We start from the raw sequence: 19,284 nt of genomic DNA on the forward strand, positions 1-19,284 counted from the left end.
TAGAATTGGAAAATAAAGGTATGGTATTGGCATTGGGCTTTTTCGATGGCGTTCATCGGGGGCATATGCGCCTGATTGAAAAGACCCTGGAAATCGCCCGGGATAAGAATTTGGATTCTGGTGTAATGACATTTAAAGAGCATCCCTTAGCTCGGATTTTTCCAACCTACGCGCCCTGGCTCATTACCACCAATGATGAAAAGGTCGCTTTGATTAAAGCAGCAGGCATTCAAAATGTCTACCTGGATGATTTTTCCGATGAATTGATGCAGCTTTCCCCAGAGGCATTCATCCGTGAGTATCTGCTGGTCAAGTATCCCGTAAAGCATATCGTGGTGGGATTTAATTATACCTTTGCCTTTCAGGGCGCTGGTACAACGGCGGACCTGATGGCGCTGGGAAAACGTTATGGATTCGGTGTTTCTGTGGTCCCTCCCTTTATCATTGAGGAAACGGCCGTAAGCAGTACTGTCATCCGGGAATTAATCAGTGTGGGTGAAGTGGCAGCTGTCCCTAAATTTCTGGGACGGCATTACAGCATTTCCGGCACAGTGGTTGAGGGAAAAAAGTTGGGGCGAACCTTTAATATTCCCACCGCCAATCTGAAAATGGCGGAAAAACGTATTTTGCCCAGTAGCGGTGTTTACTTCACCCAGGTACAGGTGCGGGGAAAAATCTACGATGGGCTCACCAATCTGGGCTTTAATCCCACCTTTGAAAAGCACCCTTACAGTATTGAAACCTATATTTACGATTTTGAAGGGGATATTTACGGGGAGCCGCTGGCCCTGGAATTCATGGAAAAGCAGCGGGATGAAATAAAATTTGAAAAGATCGAGGATTTGATCGCCCAAATTAAAGGCGACATTATTCGCATTGACGAAAAGTACCGGAAGGGTCAGCGTTCTTAAGACAATAGGGAGGGGCAGGCATGCGCTATAATGAAGAAATCATTCAGAATGTCATTGAAGCCAATGATATCGTGGATATCATTTCCCAATATGTTACCCTCAAGCGTTCAGGACGATCCCACATGGGGTGTTGTCCCTTCCATAATGAAAAGACACCCTCCTTTTCGGTGTCCCAGGAGAAGCAGCTCTACCATTGCTTTGGCTGTGGCGTCGGAGGTAATGTCATCGGATTTGTGATGGCCATTGAAAACATGGGCTTTCCAGAGGCCCTGGAGTACTTGGCGGATCGGGTGGGGATTACCCTGCCCCGGATTGAAAATCCAGAAAAGGACCGGGAATATGAGAAAAAGGAACGGCTGTACGAGCTCCATCGCCAGCTGGCCAATCATTATTACCGGATTTTGAAAAAAAATGGGGAAGCCCAGCGCTATCTGGCTGGCCGGGGAATGAGTGCGGCGACCATTAAGGGGTTTGGCATTGGTTTGTCTTTAAATGAGTGGCAGGATGCCTGCCAGTATTTGCAGGGACAGGGCTTCACAGAGGACGAATTGCTGGAATCCGGACTGGTGCTTCGGGGAAAAAATGGCCGGTTATACGACCGTTTCAGAAACCGAATCATGATTCCCATCTTGAATATTCGGGGGAAAATCATCGGCTTTGGCGGCCGTCAGTTCGGTCAGTCCACCGATGGTCCCAAATACCTCAATTCACCAGAGACCCTTGTTTTTTCCAAAGGGTATGAGCTGTACAATCTTAATCAGGCCAAAAAGAAGATCATAAACGAGCAAATGATTATTGTCGAGGGGTATATGGATGTCATTGCCCTGTGCCAGTATGGCATAGAGAATGCGGTGGCAGCCCTGGGTACCGCCTTTACCCCCTATCATGCGAAAACCCTTTCCCGCTACGTGAAGGAAGTGGTTCTTTGCTTTGATGGTGACCGGGCCGGAGAGGGTGCCACGGAAAAAGCCATCGCGATTTTAAAGAAGAGCACCTTGAATATCCGTGTCCTTCGCCTTGGAGCGGAAGAGGATCCGGACTCCTTCATCCGGGAAAAGGGAGTAGAGGCGTTTAGAGGACGCATCCGGGAGGCCGATACTGTACTGGATTTTGAGCTGCGACAATGTGCCAGGAACCACGACACCACCAATTCCGATGGGAAGGTTAAGTATTTAAATGAAGCCATTGGGCTTCTGAGAACCTTAAGCAATTCTGTGGAAATTGAACTGTATGCCAAAAAGGTGGCCCAAACAGCAGGCGTTTCCGCGGGCTTAGTCATGCGGGAGGCCATCCGGGTACAGAAGAATGGACAGGCCCCGGCCATCCGGGTGCCCTCCCAGGAAGCGGCATCCAGAATACCGAAGGCCTACGGGGATGCTCAGATTTATATCCTAAAATATTTATTTCAGCATCAGGATAGATCGGTTTACAGCCGTCTGGCCCCAGAGGATTTCACACCGGGCTTTTATCAAAAGCTTTATGGTATATTAAAAGAGTTGGCAGAAGGCGGCGGAGGGCATCTCTCCCTGCCGGTCGTATTGGAACGATTCGAAACCGAAGAGGAGCGACGGGCTTTTTCGGAACTATCCTTTGAAAACGGCACGGAGGATGGTGAGCTGCTCATGGAAAGCATGAACACCATCCATTATTACCATTGCCGCTTAGACATACAAAGGCTGAAGGAGGAAATCGCCATGTTAGATGAGCGAAGTCCTGAGGGCATCCAGCTGGTTACCCAGCTTATGGCGTTAAAGAAAGAATTATCGAAGATTCAGGAGGTAAGAAATGGCGGATGATAAAAAAAGCTTAACCGAAGAGGCCTTTTTAGACGAACTGGGGGATGAGTCTTTAAATGCAGAATTAATGGAAATGCCAGAAGTACAGGCATTGCTTAAAAAGGGAAAGGAAAAGGGCTCCCTCAACAGCATTGATATTGACGATGCCCTGAGCAGCAAGGACCTGGACCCGGAAGAAATCGATGCGATCTATATTCTTTTACAAAAGAATGGCATCAACCTGACCTTTAAAGATGAACCCCTCGGAGATGGACTGGATATTGATATTAACGTCGAGGAGCTGGAAGAAATCGAAGTGGACGAAGAGCCCATTGTGGAAGTGGACATTTCAGATTCCGTCAGCGTAAACGACCCGGTCCGGCTGTATCTCAAGGAGATTGGTAAGGTTCCGCTGCTGAGTGCAGAGGAGGAAATGGACCTGGCCCAAAGGATGGAGCAGGGGGATGATTTTGCGAAAAAGAAGCTGGCAGAAGCCAACCTTCGCCTGGTGGTCAGTATTGCCAAACGCTATGTCGGCCGCGGGATGTCCTTCCTTGATTTGATCCAGGAGGGAAATCTGGGGCTTATTAAAGCCGTGGAAAAATTTGACTACACCAAGGGATTTAAATTCAGTACCTATGCCACCTGGTGGATTCGTCAGGCCATTACCCGGGCCATTGCAGACCAGGCCCGGACCATCCGTATTCCGGTGCATATGGTGGAAACCATCAATAAACTTATCCGGGTATCCCGTCAGCTGCTCCAGGAACTGGGGCGGGAACCCACCCCCGCAGAAATCGGCAAGGAAATGGGCTTTTCAGAAGAAAAGGTTCGGGAAATCCAAAAGATTGCCCAGGACCCGGTTTCCCTGGAAACCCCCATTGGGGAAGAAGAGGACAGCCATTTAGGGGACTTTATCCCCGATGATGAAGCCCCGGCTCCGGCAGAAGCCGCTTCCTTTGCCTTACTGAAGGAACAGCTGATTGAAGTCCTGAGCACCCTGACCGAACGGGAAGAAAAGGTCCTGCGTCTGCGTTTTGGCTTAGACGACGGACGGGCCCGGACCCTGGAAGAAGTGGGGAAGGAATTCAACGTCACCAGAGAACGGATCCGGCAGATTGAGGCCAAGGCCTTGAGAAAGCTTCGTCATCCCAGCCGCAGTAAAAAGCTAAAGGATTATTTAACCTAAGATGCTTTCGCCACGATTACAAATGCTCTATCACTGCACCCCCTGTGGGACGGTGGTGGCAGATATAGGGACCGACCATGGCTATCTGGTGACGGCACTGGTTCAAAAGGGTAAATGCCCCCGGGCCATCGCCTCAGATATCCATCCAAAGCCTTTATCCAAGGCCCAGCAGCGCATTGCGCTACTGGGCCTTGATGGGCATGTGGACACCCGTTTAGGACCCGGCCTTTCGGTACTGTCCCCTGGGGAATGTCAAACGGTCATTGTCGCAGGGATGGGGGGCTATATGATCCGGGATATGTTAGCCGCAGATGAAAAAATAGCCCGATCGGTGGATACCTTTATCCTCCAGCCTATGAACAATGTACCGAAGCTGCGTCGGTATTTATGGGAAAACAACTACGTCATCCAGGATGAGGTCTTAGTCCAGGAGGAGGATCGGATTTATGAAATCATTGTCGCTAATCAGGGCCAGATGGCCCCATTAAAGGGCATCGACGATGTGCTGGGTTACGCCCCGGCGCGCCACACAGAAACATTGGTTTTTGCACGCTTCCTGCAAGAGAAAATAACAGCCGTCAGACGGACCTTATCTGAGCTTTCGGGCAAGGAAACACCCGGGGCAATGGTACGGCAGCAGGAGTGTGAGGCATTGCTTCAGGCACTTTTGGAGGTAGAAAATGGGATTAAAGGCAAGTAAGGTTTTTGGCTGTATTGAGGCGTTAGCCCCAAAGCGGCTGGCAGAATCCTGGGATAACGTTGGGCTGCAAATTGGTTCCTACAGTCAAATGGTCGAGCGAATTCTTTTAACTTTGGATGTAACCCCGGCAGTGGTTCAGGAGGCCGTGGATTGTGGGGCTGATTTAATTATTTCCCACCATCCCTTTATTTTTAACGGCCTTAAGCATATCTGTTTTGATGAGCATAGCGGTGCCCTGGTGGAAAAGCTCATTAAAAATGAGATTGGGGTATACACGGCCCATACCAATATTGATATTGCAGAATTTGGATTGAATGATTATATTGCCAATACTTTGGGTATTGAAAACCGCCGTCCACTGGATCCGGCCGCCCAGGAAATGTACTATAAATTAGTGGTCTACGTTCCCGTGGAAAAAACGGCGGACATTCTGGAGGTTCTCGGTGAGAATGGTGCGGGTTTTATTGGGAACTACAGCCATTGTACCTTCAGAGCCACGGGGAAGGGGACCTTTAAGCCCCTGGAAAACACCCATCCTTACATAGGAGCGGAAGGCCAGGTGGAAACCGTGGTGGAGGACCGTATTGAGACCATTATTGACGGACGAATGGTCAAAACAATGATCGGGAAGCTAAAGAAGGCCCATCCCTACGAGGAAATGGCCTACGATCTCTACCCCCTCGATGGGAACACCATGGTGGAAAAGGATGGCTTAGGCAAGATCGGGGAGCTGGAGGTTCCCATGACCCCGGATGCCTTTTTAAACCATGTGAAGACCGCCCTGAATTTAGGGTCCCTGCGAACGGCGGGAAACCCACCGGACACCATCCGTCGGGTAGCCCTGTGTACCGGCAGTGGGGCAGAGTTTATCGGTCTGGCCAAGCTTAAAAAAGCAAGTGTTTATATTACCGGGGACCTCAAATATCATGACGCCCAGCGGGCAGCTGAGAATAATTTGTGGGTCATCGATGCCGGCCATTTTGGAACGGAGAAGCTGGTGGTGGAGCTGCTGAAGCACACCATCGAAGCCGCTTTTCCCGGGGAACAGGTCCAATGTATCAAATCCCGGCAGAATCAGGATTTCTTTAAATACGAGTAAGGAGATGAGAAAATGAATGTGTTAGTGTGCGGCGGTGCCGGATATATTGGTTCCCATATGGTGCGGGCTCTTCTCGACAAAGGATACGGTGTGGTGGTCTATGACAATCTATCCACTGGACATCGGGGAGCGGTGCATCCCGATGCCGTCTTTGAAGAAGGGGATGTGCGCAATTACGCCAGCCTGGAACGGGTATTCCTGGACCATTCCATTGACTGTGTCATGCATTTTTGCGCCAATTCCCTGGTTGGGGAAAGCATGGAAAAGCCCTTGGAATATTATGACAATAATGTTGGCGGTACCCTGTGCCTCCTCCGGGCCATGATCAATCATGATGTCAAGCGCTTTATCTTCTCTTCCACGGCGGCCACCTATGGCGAGCCGGAGGTATTACCCATTGAAGAGAAAGCCACCACCTGCCCCACCAATACCTACGGAGAGACCAAGCTGGCCGTTGAAAAAATGTTGCCCTGGATGGCCAATGCCTATGGTCTTCAGTATAAGGTCTTTCGTTATTTTAATGCCTCCGGTGCCCACCCCGATGGCACCATTGGAGAGGACCACACGCCAGAGACCCATCTCATTCCCTTGATCCTTAAAACCGCCCAGGGCATCCGGGATAAAATCTTCGTCTTTGGGGATGATTATCCCACCCCGGATGGCAGCTGCATCCGGGATTATATCCATGTCATGGATATTGCCTCTGCCCATATCCTGGGAATGGAGCACCTCTTTGAAACAGGCATCAGCGACACCTATAATTTAGGGGATGGAAAGGGCTTTTCTGTTTTTGAGGTGATTGAAAAGGTGAAGGATATCACCGGGGAAGATTTTACCGTTGAGGTGGCAGACCGACGGTCCGGAGACCCGGCCAGACTCATTGCCAGCTCGGAGAAGGCCCGGAGAGTCCTGGGGTGGACACCGGATCACTCAACCCTGGAGAATATCATCGTCACGGCCTGGTGTTGGCACAAAAACCACCCAGCGGGATATTAATCCTCTGGTGTCAAACAAGTATTTGCCCATAAAAAACATGGATATCCATGGGGTTTTCGGGTATAATTAAAAAATATTAAGTAATAATAGCGTAATCGCATGAGTTGGAGGGAATCACATTGAAGAAGCTTTTAACAGGTAATGAAGCTGTGGCACGGGGTGCCTGGGAAGCCGGTGTTAAGTTTGCATCGGCCTATCCCGGAACACCGAGTACAGAAATTTTAGAAAATATTGGGCCCTATAAAGAGATAACAGCAGAGTGGGCACCCAATGAAAAGACAGCGGTAGAGGCTGTTGCGGGGGCATCCATCGCCGGTATTCGTACCCTTGCTGCCATGAAGCACGTGGGGATGAATGTCGCGGCAGATCCCATGTTCACCTTCGCTTATCTGGGGGTGAATGGCGGATCGGTCCTCATTACGGCAGATGAGCCCGGGATGCATTCCTCCCAGAATGAACAGGATAACCGGCACTATGCCCGTCATGCCAAAATGCCCATGTACGAGCCATCCAACAGCCAGGAAGCCAAGGATATGCTCAAGGATGCCTATGATATCAGTGAAAAATATGATTGTCCTGTCATTTATCGGATGACCACCCGGGTTTGTCATTCCAAGAGCATCGTCACCTGTGAGGATCGTCAGGAAGTAGCGGACAAGCCCTATGTGAAGGACGTTATGAAATACTGTCCCCTTCCGGCCCATGCCAAGGTGATGCAGGTCAAGCTGGCTAAAAACTTTGAGGGCCTGGCAGAATATTCAGACAATTGCCAATGGAATACCGTAGAGTATCACGATTCCAAAATCGGGGTTATCGGCTCCGGTGTGGCGTTTCGTTACGCCAAGGAAGTCTTTGGTGACACCGCCTCTTACCTGAAAATTGGTTTTTCCTATCCACTGCCGAAAAAAATGATTGTTGATTTCGCCAGCAAGGTGGATACCCTCTATATCTTCGAAGAGAATGATCCCATTATGGAAACAGAAATCAAGGCCATGGGCATTGACTGCATTGGGAAGGATGTTCTCCCCAACCTGGGCGAGCTGACCCCAGACCGTATCCGGGTGGCATTGTCCGGTCAAAAGCCCGAGATGATCGAACCCAACGGGGATGTGGTCGTCGGCCGTCCCCCGGCATTTTGCGCCGGCTGCCCCCACCGTGGACTCTTCTACGAGTTAGGGCGTAAGAAAAATACCATGATCTTCAGCGATATCGGATGTTACTCCCTGGGACTGGGAGCTCCCTATAATGCCACGGATGCCATGGTCTGCATGGGCGCCGGCATCAGCGGTGGTCACGGTGTGGCCAAGGCCATGAAAATCAAGGGAGAAGACACTCGGGTGGTCTCCGTCATGGGGGACTCCACCTTTTTCCATTCCGGTATTACCAGCTTAATGGATGCCACCTACAATAAAAGCGATTTAACGGTCGTTATTCTGGATAACCGGATCACAGGGATGACCGGGCATCAGGAAAACCCCGGCAGTGGCTTTGACTTAAAGGGCGAACCCGCACCGATTATCGATATTGAGGCCGTGGTCCGGGCGGTTGGGGTCACCCAGGTCCGTTCCATCGACCCCAATAATCTGGAAGAAACCGCAGAAGCCCTGGATTGGGGAATGAACCAGGACGGGGTATCGGTTATTATCACCCGCTGGCCCTGTGCATTGAAGAAATTCTCCCAGGCCGATAAGGATGAATTCACCGGGGCCTTCACCAAGACCTGTGTGGTGGATGAGGAAACCTGTATCGGCTGTCGAGCCTGCTTAAAATCAGGCTGCCCAGCCCTGCTTTTCCATAAGGAAGAACGAAAATGTGAAATCGACCAGTCCATGTGCCTGGGCTGTGAGGTCTGCATGCAGATCTGCCCAGTGGAAGCGATCTCGGTAAAGGGGGAATAATCATGGAAACAAAAAATATCTTATTGGTGGGTGTCGGTGGACAAGGCACCATCACCGCCGCAAAATTACTCACCCTTGGCCTGATGGAAGAGGGCTATGATGTGAAAATGAGCGAAATCCACGGCATGAGCCAGCGTGGGGGCTCCGTTAGCTCCCAGGTCCGTTATGGGGATGATGTCCAATCGCCGGTCATTGAAAAAGGCACGGCGGATATTATCGTAGCCTTTGAAAAAATGGAAGCCATGCGCTATATTGATTATCTTAAAAAAGACGGGGTGCTTATCGTCAATGACACCGAAATTTGGCCCATGCCGGTGATCATCGGGAAGGCAGACTACCACGGACAGATTTTAGAGGAGTTAAATAAGCTGGCCACCGTCAAAACCATGAACGCCTCGGCAATGGCCGCAGAAATGGGGAATGACCGGGTGACCAATGTCATTCTTCTCGGGGCCATCATTAAATCCATGGGCCTCGACAATATTGATTGGGACACGATTATTGAAAATAACGTGAAGCCCAAGTTTGTGGAATTGAATAAAAAAGCCATTGTGGAGGGGATGGCTTTCGTAAAGTAGATATGGCGAAAACAGAGCATTTTAAATTCTTCCAGCACCGTGAATGTGAGTACTTTCCGTGTCACCGCGGGGTGCCGGAGGAGGCGTTCAACTGTTTATTCTGTTATTGTCCCCTTTATGCACTGGGTGATCAATGCGGCGGTCATTTTACCTACACCAAAAGTGGGATAAAGAACTGTACGGATTGTACCGTACCCCATCAGGCAAAAAACTATGACTATATAGTTGAGAAGGTAAGAATCCTAATCGAACAGGTTAAGGAATCGAAAGAACCAGGAGGTAATGTGTTATGATCGTACTGTATGGTGTTCTATTAGTCGTTGCATCGTATTTTGTCGGGAATCTGGATTTTGCTTATATCGTTGTGAAGGCCGTGCGCCATGAGGATGTGCGGAATTATGGCAGCGGCAACGCCGGCACCACCAATGTCCTGCGGACCATGGGGCTGAAATACGCCGTTCCCGTTTTTCTGCTGGATGCCTTGAAGGGCACGGTGTGTATCCTTGCTGCCCGGTTCCTGGTGGGGACCTTTGGATTGAGCGACTACTTTATCGCTGCTGCCGGAATCGCCGTTATCGCCGGGCATAACTGGCCGGTGTGCTTAGGCTTTCGTGGCGGGAAGGGAACCGCTACCTCCATTGGCGTGTTCCTGGCCCTGGACCCCTTAGTGGCAGTCCTGGCCATCGTTGTGGGGCTGATCTTCCTGGCTATTTTTAAGATGGTATCTTTAACATCCATCACGGGGATGGTTGCCCTGCCCATCGTAACCCTCATTATCCGGGGCTTTACCTTTACACCAGAGCTGCTGCTGGCACTCTTCCTCTGCGTTTCCACCGTCTTTCAGCATCGATCCAATATCAAGCGGATCATGGCAGGGACAGAGAGTAAAATCGGCCAGAAGGTGGACATGAATAAAAAGAAGTAAGAAACAATAGGGGGTGTGTCTGAGGTGTTCAGCACGCCCTTTTTTCGCGTAAGATACCAGAACAGCAGCGTAGAACTTTATGAAAGGTGGTAACCGGTGCAGGCATTTTTAAATCGTTATTTTTTTCCGCCCCATGTGACACCACAGAATCGGGTGTTTTCACCAGAACATTTTATTTTATCCGGGCTGATCATTCTGGCCATTATCTTGATTATCCGACTTCAGATGAAGCGCAATGACTCAGCATTCAGCCAGCGGCTTCTGTACGGCCTGGGGGCGACCATGCTGTGCCTGGAGATCTTCCGGGTGAGCTGGCTGACCACCTTCTACGGGTGGGATTTGCGCAACCTGCGTTTTGACTGGTGTAATCAAGTCTGTATGGTGTTGCCCTGGATCATTCTGTTTAAATGGAAGAAGGCCTATCCCTTTATCGATGTGCTTTCCATCATCGGCGGATCCATGGTTCTACTGTATCCCCTTTGGGTCTTTTATGACTATGCGGGAATCCATATCATGGCGGTACAGAGTATGCTTTCCCATGGGATAATGGTCCTGATTCCACTCACCATCCCCTTCACCCTGGAAAATAATGTGGAGATTAATAAGAGCTGGAAGCCTTTGGCTGGCCTCAGTGTGATGCTGACGGTGGCCTTCGCCATGTCCAGAAAGCTCAATGTCAATTATTTACTCATGAAAGGGGCCAATGGCATTCCTGTTCTCCAGCGAATTCCGACACCCTGGCATTGGGTGGTTATTTTACCCATTTTCATCGGCGGTATTCTGCTGGTCTGGCGTCTCCTTCAGTGGTATAATGGGGTTATCGCAAAGAAAGTAGGGGTACGCAATGAGAATATTGGCTATTTACAGCAGTAAAAACGGGACATCCCAATTTTGTGTGGAAAAAATCAAAGAGCAATTGGGAGACGCATTGGTCCTTTGTGATTTAAATCAGGACCCAGTGGATTTGTCCGGGTATGATGGCTATCTCATTGGGGGGAGCATCCGAATGGGGCAATATCCTAGAAAGCTGAAGAAGCTTTTGAAAAAGCAAAGGGACCAAATCCGAACAAAGCCCTTGGTCTTCTTTGTGAATTGCGGTTTTCCAGAAAACATGCGGGATTATATCAAGGGCAATATTCCCGTTGAATTAGCTGAACATGCATCGGAGTGCTATTGCTTTGGAGGCCGGCTGGATTTAGCCATTCTGACGGGCACGGACCGGATGGTAGCCACGGCGGTGACCCGCCAGTCAAATGGAAGTGGCCGGCCGGCGGTGGCCCTGAAAATGGACCAAATTGAAGCCTGTGCCCAGAAATTAAAAGCCTGGGTAGAGGGTGAGGGCGAATAATGGTAGAAGCCCAGCGGCTGTTCCATACCCTGGCACCCTATTGCCCTGGGGATGCCAAAGTATTAATCCTGGGGACCTTTCCCTCGCCAAAATCCAGGGAAATGGGCTTTTATTATGGCCATCCCCAAAACCGTTTCTGGCGGGTGTTAGCGTCACTGTTCGATGCACCTGTTCCCCAGGGGGTGCCAGAGCGGAAGAGTTTTCTAACCCAGTACCATATCGCCCTATGGGATGTCCTGGATTCCTGTACAATCACAGGGGCCAGCGATGCATCCATAAGAGAGCCAGTGGCTAACGACTTACCCAGGCTCCTTAAGCAGGCTCCCATTAAAAGGATTTATACCACGGGGCGAAGGGCAGAAGCGCTGCAAAAGCACTTTTGGGGGGATCGCCTGCCGGTCCCGGTGGTGGCCTTACCCTCCACCAGCCCCGCAAATTGCAGGATGGACCTCGACACCCTGGTCCAGGCATATCGCCCCATTGCAGAGGATATTTTGACATAAAAGGAGACGAACCCAATGATCATCGACAGCCATGTCCACGTTTTTCCAGACCAAATGTGCCGCGCCACCATTGAAAAGTTGGCCGTTGCCAACCCAGAGCACACCTTGCGCTATTATAATGATGGCAGCGTCACAGGGGCGAAAGCCAAAATGGCAGAATGGGGCATTGATTTGGGAATTATTCTCCCCATTGCCACCAATGCCCGTCAGCAGAGAAATGTCAATGCCTTTGCTTTGGCTGTACAGGAATCAGAAAAAGCCTTTATCGCCCTGGGAACCATCTATCCCGATGCACCGGACTGCTTGTCGGTGTTAGATGCGGTTGTGGCTGGGGGCGCCCATGGCTTAAAGCTCCACCCAGATTATCAGGGGTTCTTTATGGATGAAGAGAAAATGTATCCCATTTATGCACGCTGTCAGGCCCTGGGGGTACCCATTCTTTTCCACACCGGCTACGACCCCATTTCTCCCGGCTGTATCCATGCCACACCAGAGAGAATCATCCGGGTGGCCAAGCAGTTTCCCGAGTTAACTATGGTGGCGGCCCATACCGGGGGCTTGGCCTTCGCTGAGGTTCCCCTGGATTGTTACAAAGGGATTGATAATCTTTATTTTGACACGGCCATTGCAAGCATTACTTTTACGCCGGAGGCCTATCGCGGGATCATTGACTGCTATGGTCCCCATCGTTTTCTTTTCGGTACCGATAATCCCTGGGGGGATGGGCGGAAGGATTTAGCATTTTTTAACCAGGTCGATCTTTCAGAGGAAGAGAAAGCATTGATCTTTGAAGGGAATGCCAGGAGTATTTTCCATATTTAAACTCAATGAAAAGGGGAAGATCTTATGAACAAATTGAAAAACTATACGCCAGTGGCATGGATCGCCATTGCAATTCTGGTATTCATTGGCGGGCTGCTGCTGCTTTTTAATGTGTCACTGGCTTGGCAGATTATTGAAGTGGCATCAGCCGCTCTGGTGTGTCTGGTGGGAATTGTCTACTTTTTATCCGGTATAATCGGAACAGCCCAGGATCGCTTAAAGACGGTTTTGCTCGGTGGGGTTCTGGTCGTGGGGGGGATCATCATGTTCGTCGCCCCCTATTTAGTCAAGGATATTTTCAATTTGGTGGCGGGTATCCTGGGGATGATTATTGGGGTGTTGGTACTGCTGAATGCCTTTAAGCTCAGATCCGATGGAGCCTGGTGGTTATCCACCCTTTTAGGGGGCCTGATCTACCTGTGCCTGGGCTTTGTCATGACCCAGGCGGATAATCAAGGCCGGCTTTTCGGGATTATTTTTGGGATTTATTTAATCTGCTTTTCCTTCAACATCTTTGCCGATGCTTTTGTGGCCTTAATGCGCAATAACGACGGTGCCAAGAAGGCGAAAAAGCGGATGCGCATCGCCCTGCCGGCTATCTTTGCAGCATTCCTGCCTATGAAGATGCTGAAGCAGGTGAACGACCTGGTACAGGAAGAACCCGGTGAGCTGCTCATGCTGTCAGAAGAACGGCAGCATGGGAACATCGTTCCGGATATGGAAATTTACATTCACACCCGGGAAGGGCTGATTCCTGGGATGGGCCATGTGGATATCGCCCTTGGAGACACCGTTTATTCCTACGGGAATTACGATGATTCCACCTGGAAAATGGGGGGATTCTTCGCCGATGGCGTCTTAGTGGAGATGGGCCGCCAGGACCACATCGACCAGGCCCTGGATGTGGAAAAGAAAATCCTCATGGTCTACGGTCTAAGCCTGAAGCCGGAGCAGCTTGCCGGAGTAAAGGGGCAGATTGAAAAAATATATGGGGATACGATTCCCTGGAAGCCCTTGGCCCAGCAGTGTGAAGAGGGTGAAATTCCCGGAAATCCCGGGGATTTCAAGGATGTCTCCAGCGACCTGTACAATGCCACCAAGGCTAAGTTCTATAAATTTAAAAAGGGCAATGCCTTTAAAACCTACTACGCCGTGGGGACCAACTGCGTCGCCCTGGCGGATACCATTGTAGGAAAGAGTGGCATTGATATCTTAAGGATCAACGGGATTATCACCCCCGGAGCCTATTTGGATTATTTGGACGCTTTGTACGAACGGGGGGACACCATCGTGGTTACCAAGACCTTATATTGCATGGATGAAGACAAGCATGTCTCTGTCCAGGAAAATTGGAAGCGGAAGACAACAGAATGAAGCAATCTCAAAAAAATATGGGGATAGGGGTCGGTCTGATCCTTATCCTCCTTCTCGTTCTAGGCGGGTGTGCCTCTCAAAAGGTCACCACCCGAAGTGACTTTGCCCTGGATACCGTCATCACCATGACCTTGTACGGCAGTGAGGACAGCAGCCTGATGGACAAACCCTTTCAAAGCATTCGGGAATGGGATAAAAAGCTCAATGCCTACAGCACAGACAGTGAAATCGGGGCCATCAACGGGGCTGCCGGCATTAAGCCCGTATCCGTCAGCCCAGAGACTTACGCTCTTATCAAAACAGGCTTGACCTACTCCACCCTAACGGATGGTGCCTTCGATATCACCATCGGTCCCCTGGTGGATTTATGGGGGATTGGAGAGCCGGAAACCAAGGAACCACCTTCTTCCGAGGCCATTGCCCAGGCTTTAGCCCTGGTAGACTATAAAAAGGTGGAATTAGACCCCGATTCTCACTCCGTCTATTTAACTGAGCCGGGCATGAAGCTGAACCTGGGGGCCATTGCCAAGGGCTTTATTGGGGAAGAGGCCAGGGCCACCCTTCAATCCGAGGGTGTTGAACACGCCATCCTGAATCTGGGGGGCAATGTGGTCCTCATTGGAGGGAAAACCAATGGCCAGGACTTTGTCGTCGGGGTAGAAGATCCAGAGGATAAAGGGAGCACCCCCCTGGGGAGCATACGCACCAGGGATATGGCCGTGGTAACTTCCGGGGATTATGAACGGTATTTTACCGATGCCGCCGGTGTACGGTACCATCATATCTTAAGTGCCAAAACCGGCCGTCCCGCAGACAGTGGCCTCCACCAGGTCACCGTCGTGTGTGCCGATTCCACCCAGGCCGATGCCCTGACCACCTCACTTTTCCTCATGGGAAGGGATTTTGCCAAGGACTATATCGAAAAAACCGATGGGGTAGAGGGTATTTTGGTCACCACGGACAACACCATTTGGGTATCCAGCGGGCTTGTGGATTCTTTTTCTTTTGATGAGGGGAACAAGGGAGATCAGTATCATCTGGAGAAAAAAACGCAACCATCACAAGTCTGAGTAAGATTTGTCAGGCTTTGGACTTTCCCATGGAACAGCTTTTTGAAAATCTTGATCCTTGGAATGAAGCAGAAAGTGTAGCGAACCAATGCTATTCCCTGGTGGCCTTACTTCAAATTTTAAAAACAACCGTAAATTATAAAAAAAATTAAGGGCTGGATTCCATTGAATCTGACCCTTTTTTTGACCCCTTAAAGCATGATTTTACTTTTCTATATCAATATTCTTCCAATGAAAACCATTGAAGCACTGAATAATTAGTGATTATCCATTGAAGAGTCGATTTTTCTCTGATATAATTATAAACGAAATAAGAAATATGCAAGGAATGCATAATAAAAAAATTCATCAAGTTGACTACTTGACGAAATTAGGAAAATGAAATGATAATTAAAAATTTTATGGCAAAGCACTTATGGAGATTGAGAACATTCAGGCCACTGAGCAAGCATTCTTTTACTATGTGGTCTTATTAATGTACATCAAATCAGGAAAATAAGAGCAGAAAGGCTTCAAACGAAAGACATATGGAAAACGAAAAAATTTCAACAATCTATGACAACCAAAAAGGCCTGCGCATCGGCCTCCTCATCATCGCTGATGCCATTGTCCTTTTTCTATCTTACTTCTTCGCCTACTATCTGGTATACAGTTTTCATATTCCTTTTAATGAAATTCGGGGAATAATAGGGATTCTGATCGGAGCCATCGGCATTAAACTTCTCGTCTTTTGGTTCACCCAAATGTACCAAACCCTTTGGCGCTACGCCAGTATTGAAGAGCTATGGCAAATTATTGGCAGTGTCGTTAGTGCCAACTTTATCACCATTGTCTTCTTTTATATTGTCAGTATGCGTATCCCCACCACCGTCCTGGTCCTCACCTTTATTTTTGACCTCATCTTAATTGGAGGCATCCGAATCCTCTACCGCAGTCTGCGCCAAATGAAAAGTGGCTCCCGGGGGGAGAAACATCTGGTCCTCATCGTCGGTGCCGGAGAAGCTGGCATCAAGATGCTCCGGGAAATCAATAACAGCAAAAAAGGCCTCTCTGTTGCGGCCTTTATCGATGACGACCCCAATAAAAAAGGGCGGATGCTCAACGGCGTCCGAGTCCTTGGTGGCCGGGACAAAATAAAAGAAGCAGTCGAAAGCAATGGCGAATTCGAAGAAATCATCATTGCCATGCCCACCGCCCCCAAGCGGGACCGCATCGCCATCGCCGAAATCTGTCATGCCACTGGCGTCCCCGTCAAGGTCCTCCCCACCATCGAAGAAATCCTGGAATTCGATATCTCCGAGCAGAAGCTCCGGGACCTTCAAATCGAAGACCTCCTGGACCGGGACGAAGTCACCCTGGACAAACAAGCCATCGGAGAAACCCTAAACAACAAAACCGTCCTCGTCACCGGGGGTGCCGGCTCCATCGGAAGCGAACTCTGCCGCCAGATTATCCGGTTCCATCCCAAAGAACTCATCATCTTAGACATCAACGAAAACGCCCTGTACTACCTGGAACTGGAACTGGGACGTTACATCAAAGAAATCTTAAACCCCATGGGCATCCACGTCACCCTCACCGTACGCATCGCCAGCATCCGGGAAGCCGACATCATGAAAGAAATCTTCCTGGACTTAAAACCCCAGATTGTCTTTCACGCCGCCGCCCACAAACACGTCCCCTTAATGGAACGCACCCCCCGGGAAGCCGTGAAGAATAACGTCTTTGGCACCATCAACGTTTTAAACGCCTGCCTCACCGCAGGAGTCGATCGCTTCGTCCAAATCTCCACCGACAAAGCCGTCAACCCCACCAACGTCATGGGCGCCACCAAGCGTATCTGTGAAAAAATGGTCCAGGTCTACAACCAGGAAAACCCCACCGAATGCGTCGCCGTCCGATTCGGCAACGTCCTCGGCTCCAACGGCTCCGTCATCCCCATCTTCAAAGACCAAATCGCCCGGGGAGGCCCCGTCACCGTCACCCATCAAGACATCACCCGATTCTTCATGACCATCCCCGAAGCCACCCAGCTCGTCCTCCAGGCCGCCTCCATGGCCAAAGGCGGGGAGATCTTTGTCCTGGACATGGGAGAACCCGAAAAAATAACCGACCTGGCCGAAAAGATGATCCGCCTCTCCGGCTATGAGCCCTACACCGAAATCCCCATCCAGTTCGTCGGTCTAAGGCCCGGGGAAAAGCTCTACGAAGAGCTCTCCTACAACCTGGAAGCCTTCGACCGCACCACCTTCGACAGCATCTTTGTGGAGAAGCCCGTCTGCTACGATGTCGGGCAGATCCGGGAAGCCGGAACCGCCCTGTGGCAAGCCGCTAATGGGGATGCTGATGGACCTGTGATTGAAGGGGTTCGGCGGATGGTGCCGGAGTTTGTGACGGATTTTAATCAGAACAAGAATGGAAGAAAATCAATTTAGGCATAAGATTATTCAAACGATCATAAGAAGGTAAGGTAAAGAATAATGGAAAGATATAAAAATGATAAAAAATATACCCTTTAGCCCACCAGATATCACCCAAGCAGAAATTGATGAAGTGGTCGATGCTCTTAAATCAGGTTGGATAACAACCGGCCCTAAAACCAAGGAATTAGAGCGACATGTTGCGAAAAGATGTAACACGAATAAAGCCGCCTGTTTAAATTCCAATACAGCCTGCGCAGAAATAACACTCCGACTTTTAGGTGTCGGTCCTGGCGATGAAGTCATCCTCCCAGCGTATACCTATACGGCCACCGCCAGTGTCGTCGTGCATGTCGGTGCGAAAATTGTGATGATTGACTGCGAGCCTGGGAAATTCACCATGGATTATAACAAGCTTGAAGCGGCTATTACCGAAAAAACTAAAATCATCATACCCGTTGATCTTTTCGGAATACCCTGTGATTATGAAAAAATCTTTGAAATAGTAGAAAAGAAAAAAGCTCTCTTTCAAGCATCCGATAATGAGTATCAGCAAGCCTTTAATCGAATCATTGTCATGACTGACGGCGCCCACTCCTTTGGAGCAAACTATCATAATCAGTCCGTAGCCTGTGCCACAGATTTTATCAATTTTAGCTTTCATGCAGTTAAAAATTTGACGACAGCTGAAGGTGGGGCCGTCACCTGGCGCCAACATCCCAGTATTGACGATGAAGAGCTCTATCAGAAATATATGCTTCTAAGCCTCCATGGGCAAAGCAAAGACGCCTTGGCAAAAACAAAAATGGGTGCATGGGAATACGATATCGTAGGGCCGTGGTACAAATGTAACATGACGGATGTCCATGCTGCCATTGGACTGGCGCAGATTAGGCGCTACGACCAAATCCTGGCTAGACGAAAAGAAATCATCACACGCTATGATGAAGAATTTAGAGAATTGCCGGTCACTGTTTTACAGCATTACACCGATAATTATCAATCAACGGGTCATCTCTATATCATGCGGCTAAATGGATACACGCCAAAGCAAAGAGATGCATTTATTGAAAAACTGGCAGATAAGGGAATTGCAACAAATGTGCATTATAAACCACTGCCCCTGCACAGCGCTTATAAGAACTTAGCATTTAATATTGATGATTATCCAAATGCCAAAAGACAATTTGAAAATGAAATAACGCTACCACTTCATACCTGTTTGACAGATTACGAAGTAAATTATGTTGTTAATGCCGTTAAAATGAATTTGAATTGAGGCTAAATAGATGAATACGAGCAGGATGACAAAAATTATTCGAATGGCAATAATGTCGAATGGTTTTCAGCGAGCAAATTATTTAAAAAAGAAGAATGTATTCTGTAAAATTGGTGAAAATTGTTTTTGGCAACCCAGGAATTTTCCTCCTGAAGCAAAGCTTATAAAGATTGGGGATAATGTTTCTATTGCATCAGAAGTTTTATTTATAAACCATGATGTAATGCATTATGGTTTTTCGAATAAAAATATCCAAAAAATTACAACTTAAACCGGGGTGCTATAGAAATTGGAAATAATGTTTTTATTGGAACTCGTTCACTGATTCTATTAGGAAGTAGAATAGGTGATAATGTAATTATCGGAGCTGGAAGTGTTGTCACTGGTGCTATTCCCG

At 49.1% G+C, this 19,284-nt stretch carries 19 protein-coding genes and 1 pseudogene; all 20 read left to right on the plus strand.

From position 1 onward, the window contains the following. Positions 1–5: 5 nt before the first annotated feature. Positions 6–911 carry a bifunctional riboflavin kinase/FAD synthetase gene (locus BLU30_RS08725; RefSeq protein ID WP_242873552.1) on the plus strand — a complete coding sequence of 302 codons (906 nt, stop codon included), beginning with the start codon at positions 6–8 and terminating at the stop codon, positions 909–911. Positions 912–931: 20 nt separating this feature from the next. Beyond that, positions 932–2,707: a DNA primase gene (gene dnaG / locus BLU30_RS08730; protein WP_090245546.1), complete on the plus strand. Its 1,776-nt coding sequence runs from the start codon at positions 932–934 to the stop codon at positions 2,705–2,707. After that, on the plus strand, positions 2,697–3,875 hold the full coding sequence (gene rpoD, locus BLU30_RS08735) for an RNA polymerase sigma factor RpoD (protein ID WP_090245547.1): 1,179 nt from the start codon (positions 2,697–2,699) through the stop codon (positions 3,873–3,875). The genes dnaG and rpoD overlap by 11 nt, the downstream gene beginning before the upstream one ends. A gap of 1 nt (position 3,876) precedes the next feature. Beyond that, a complete protein-coding gene (locus BLU30_RS08740; protein ID WP_090245549.1) occupies positions 3,877–4,575 on the plus strand; it encodes a tRNA (adenine(22)-N(1))-methyltransferase in 699 nt (232 codons plus the stop codon). Continuing rightward, positions 4,556–5,674, plus strand: coding sequence for a Nif3-like dinuclear metal center hexameric protein (locus BLU30_RS08745; protein WP_090245551.1), 1,119 nt, complete (start codon positions 4,556–4,558; stop codon positions 5,672–5,674). The genes BLU30_RS08740 and BLU30_RS08745 overlap by 20 nt, the downstream gene beginning before the upstream one ends. 12 nt (positions 5,675–5,686) lie before the next feature. Beyond that, complete coding sequence (gene galE, locus BLU30_RS08750) at positions 5,687–6,670, plus strand: UDP-glucose 4-epimerase GalE (RefSeq protein ID WP_090245553.1); 984 nt, start codon at positions 5,687–5,689, stop codon at positions 6,668–6,670. A gap of 119 nt (positions 6,671–6,789) precedes the next feature. Next, a complete protein-coding gene (iorA, locus tag BLU30_RS08755) occupies positions 6,790–8,568 on the plus strand; it encodes an indolepyruvate ferredoxin oxidoreductase subunit alpha (protein WP_090245555.1) in 1,779 nt (592 codons plus the stop codon). Between the two features lie 2 nt (positions 8,569–8,570). Beyond that, positions 8,571–9,146 carry an indolepyruvate oxidoreductase subunit beta gene (locus tag BLU30_RS08760; RefSeq protein ID WP_090245557.1) on the plus strand — a complete coding sequence of 192 codons (576 nt, stop codon included), beginning with the start codon at positions 8,571–8,573 and terminating at the stop codon, positions 9,144–9,146. Between the two features lie 2 nt (positions 9,147–9,148). Continuing rightward, positions 9,149–9,439: a cysteine-rich small domain-containing protein gene (locus BLU30_RS08765; protein ID WP_090245559.1), complete on the plus strand. Its 291-nt coding sequence runs from the start codon at positions 9,149–9,151 to the stop codon at positions 9,437–9,439. Beyond that, a complete protein-coding gene (gene plsY / locus BLU30_RS08770; protein WP_176770877.1) occupies positions 9,436–10,071 on the plus strand; it encodes a glycerol-3-phosphate 1-O-acyltransferase PlsY in 636 nt (211 codons plus the stop codon). The genes BLU30_RS08765 and plsY overlap by 4 nt, the downstream gene beginning before the upstream one ends. A gap of 96 nt (positions 10,072–10,167) precedes the next feature. Continuing rightward, positions 10,168–10,944: a TMEM164 family acyltransferase gene (locus BLU30_RS08775; protein ID WP_090245561.1), complete on the plus strand. Its 777-nt coding sequence runs from the start codon at positions 10,168–10,170 to the stop codon at positions 10,942–10,944. Then, the gene (locus tag BLU30_RS08780) at positions 10,916–11,419 is read left to right on the plus strand and encodes a flavodoxin domain-containing protein (protein WP_090245563.1); all 504 of its coding nucleotides are present in this window, start codon (positions 10,916–10,918) and stop codon (positions 11,417–11,419) included. The genes BLU30_RS08775 and BLU30_RS08780 overlap by 29 nt, the downstream gene beginning before the upstream one ends. Beyond that, positions 11,419–11,922, plus strand: coding sequence for a DNA-deoxyinosine glycosylase (locus BLU30_RS08785; RefSeq protein ID WP_090245565.1), 504 nt, complete (start codon positions 11,419–11,421; stop codon positions 11,920–11,922). Before BLU30_RS08780 ends, BLU30_RS08785 begins: the two co-directional genes overlap by 1 nt. A 15-nt stretch (positions 11,923–11,937) precedes the next feature. Continuing rightward, complete coding sequence (locus BLU30_RS08790; protein ID WP_090245567.1) at positions 11,938–12,744, plus strand: amidohydrolase family protein; 807 nt, start codon at positions 11,938–11,940, stop codon at positions 12,742–12,744. A 24-nt stretch (positions 12,745–12,768) separates the two neighbouring features. After that, positions 12,769–14,118 carry an HdeD family acid-resistance protein gene (locus BLU30_RS08795; protein ID WP_176770878.1) on the plus strand — a complete coding sequence of 450 codons (1,350 nt, stop codon included), beginning with the start codon at positions 12,769–12,771 and terminating at the stop codon, positions 14,116–14,118. After that, entirely contained in the window at positions 14,115–15,188 is a 1,074-nt protein-coding gene (locus BLU30_RS08800; protein WP_242873553.1) for an FAD:protein FMN transferase, read from the plus strand. The genes BLU30_RS08795 and BLU30_RS08800 overlap by 4 nt, the downstream gene beginning before the upstream one ends. Positions 15,189–15,715: 527 nt before the next feature. Beyond that, complete coding sequence (locus BLU30_RS08805; protein ID WP_090245569.1) at positions 15,716–17,623, plus strand: polysaccharide biosynthesis protein; 1,908 nt, start codon at positions 15,716–15,718, stop codon at positions 17,621–17,623. 61 nt (positions 17,624–17,684) lie between these two features. Continuing rightward, positions 17,685–18,887: a DegT/DnrJ/EryC1/StrS family aminotransferase gene (locus tag BLU30_RS08810; RefSeq protein ID WP_090245571.1), complete on the plus strand. Its 1,203-nt coding sequence runs from the start codon at positions 17,685–17,687 to the stop codon at positions 18,885–18,887. A gap of 25 nt (positions 18,888–18,912) precedes the next feature. After that, positions 18,913–19,158: an LbetaH domain-containing protein gene (locus BLU30_RS08815; protein ID WP_143024222.1), complete on the plus strand. Its 246-nt coding sequence runs from the start codon at positions 18,913–18,915 to the stop codon at positions 19,156–19,158. A gap of 17 nt (positions 19,159–19,175) precedes the next feature. Then, positions 19,176–19,262 (plus strand): annotated as a pseudogene (locus tag BLU30_RS14640) (DapH/DapD/GlmU-related protein); the annotation flags it as partial. Between the last annotated feature and the right edge of the window lie 22 nt (positions 19,263–19,284).

It is taken from the genome of Eubacterium barkeri (assembly GCF_900107125.1).
Taxonomy (GTDB): domain Bacteria; phylum Bacillota; class Clostridia; order Eubacteriales; family Eubacteriaceae; genus Eubacterium_O; species Eubacterium_O barkeri.

Bases quoted from the DNA above. Each gene is read 5' to 3' on its own strand.
- dnaG (WP_090245546.1), top strand. From the start codon at position 932: ATGCGCTATAATGAAGAAATCATTCAGAATGTCATTGAAGCCAATGAT.
- rpoD (WP_090245547.1), top strand. From the start codon at position 2,697: ATGGCGGATGATAAAAAAAGCTTAACCGAAGAGGCCTTTTTAGACGAA.
- BLU30_RS08740 (WP_090245549.1), top strand. From the start codon at position 3,877: ATGCTTTCGCCACGATTACAAATGCTCTATCACTGCACCCCCTGTGGG.
- BLU30_RS08745 (WP_090245551.1), top strand. From the start codon at position 4,556: ATGGGATTAAAGGCAAGTAAGGTTTTTGGCTGTATTGAGGCGTTAGCC.
- galE (WP_090245553.1), top strand. From the start codon at position 5,687: ATGAATGTGTTAGTGTGCGGCGGTGCCGGATATATTGGTTCCCATATG.
- BLU30_RS08760 (WP_090245557.1), top strand. From the start codon at position 8,571: ATGGAAACAAAAAATATCTTATTGGTGGGTGTCGGTGGACAAGGCACC.
- BLU30_RS08765 (WP_090245559.1), top strand. From the start codon at position 9,149: ATGGCGAAAACAGAGCATTTTAAATTCTTCCAGCACCGTGAATGTGAG.
- plsY (WP_176770877.1), top strand. From the start codon at position 9,436: ATGATCGTACTGTATGGTGTTCTATTAGTCGTTGCATCGTATTTTGTC.
- BLU30_RS08780 (WP_090245563.1), top strand. From the start codon at position 10,916: ATGAGAATATTGGCTATTTACAGCAGTAAAAACGGGACATCCCAATTT.
- BLU30_RS08785 (WP_090245565.1), top strand. From the start codon at position 11,419: ATGGTAGAAGCCCAGCGGCTGTTCCATACCCTGGCACCCTATTGCCCT.
- BLU30_RS08790 (WP_090245567.1), top strand. From the start codon at position 11,938: ATGATCATCGACAGCCATGTCCACGTTTTTCCAGACCAAATGTGCCGC.
- BLU30_RS08795 (WP_176770878.1), top strand. From the start codon at position 12,769: ATGAACAAATTGAAAAACTATACGCCAGTGGCATGGATCGCCATTGCA.
- BLU30_RS08800 (WP_242873553.1), top strand. From the start codon at position 14,115: ATGAAGCAATCTCAAAAAAATATGGGGATAGGGGTCGGTCTGATCCTT.
- BLU30_RS08805 (WP_090245569.1), top strand. From the start codon at position 15,716: ATGGAAAACGAAAAAATTTCAACAATCTATGACAACCAAAAAGGCCTG.
- BLU30_RS08810 (WP_090245571.1), top strand. From the start codon at position 17,685: ATGATAAAAAATATACCCTTTAGCCCACCAGATATCACCCAAGCAGAA.
- BLU30_RS08815 (WP_143024222.1), top strand. From the start codon at position 18,913: ATGACAAAAATTATTCGAATGGCAATAATGTCGAATGGTTTTCAGCGA.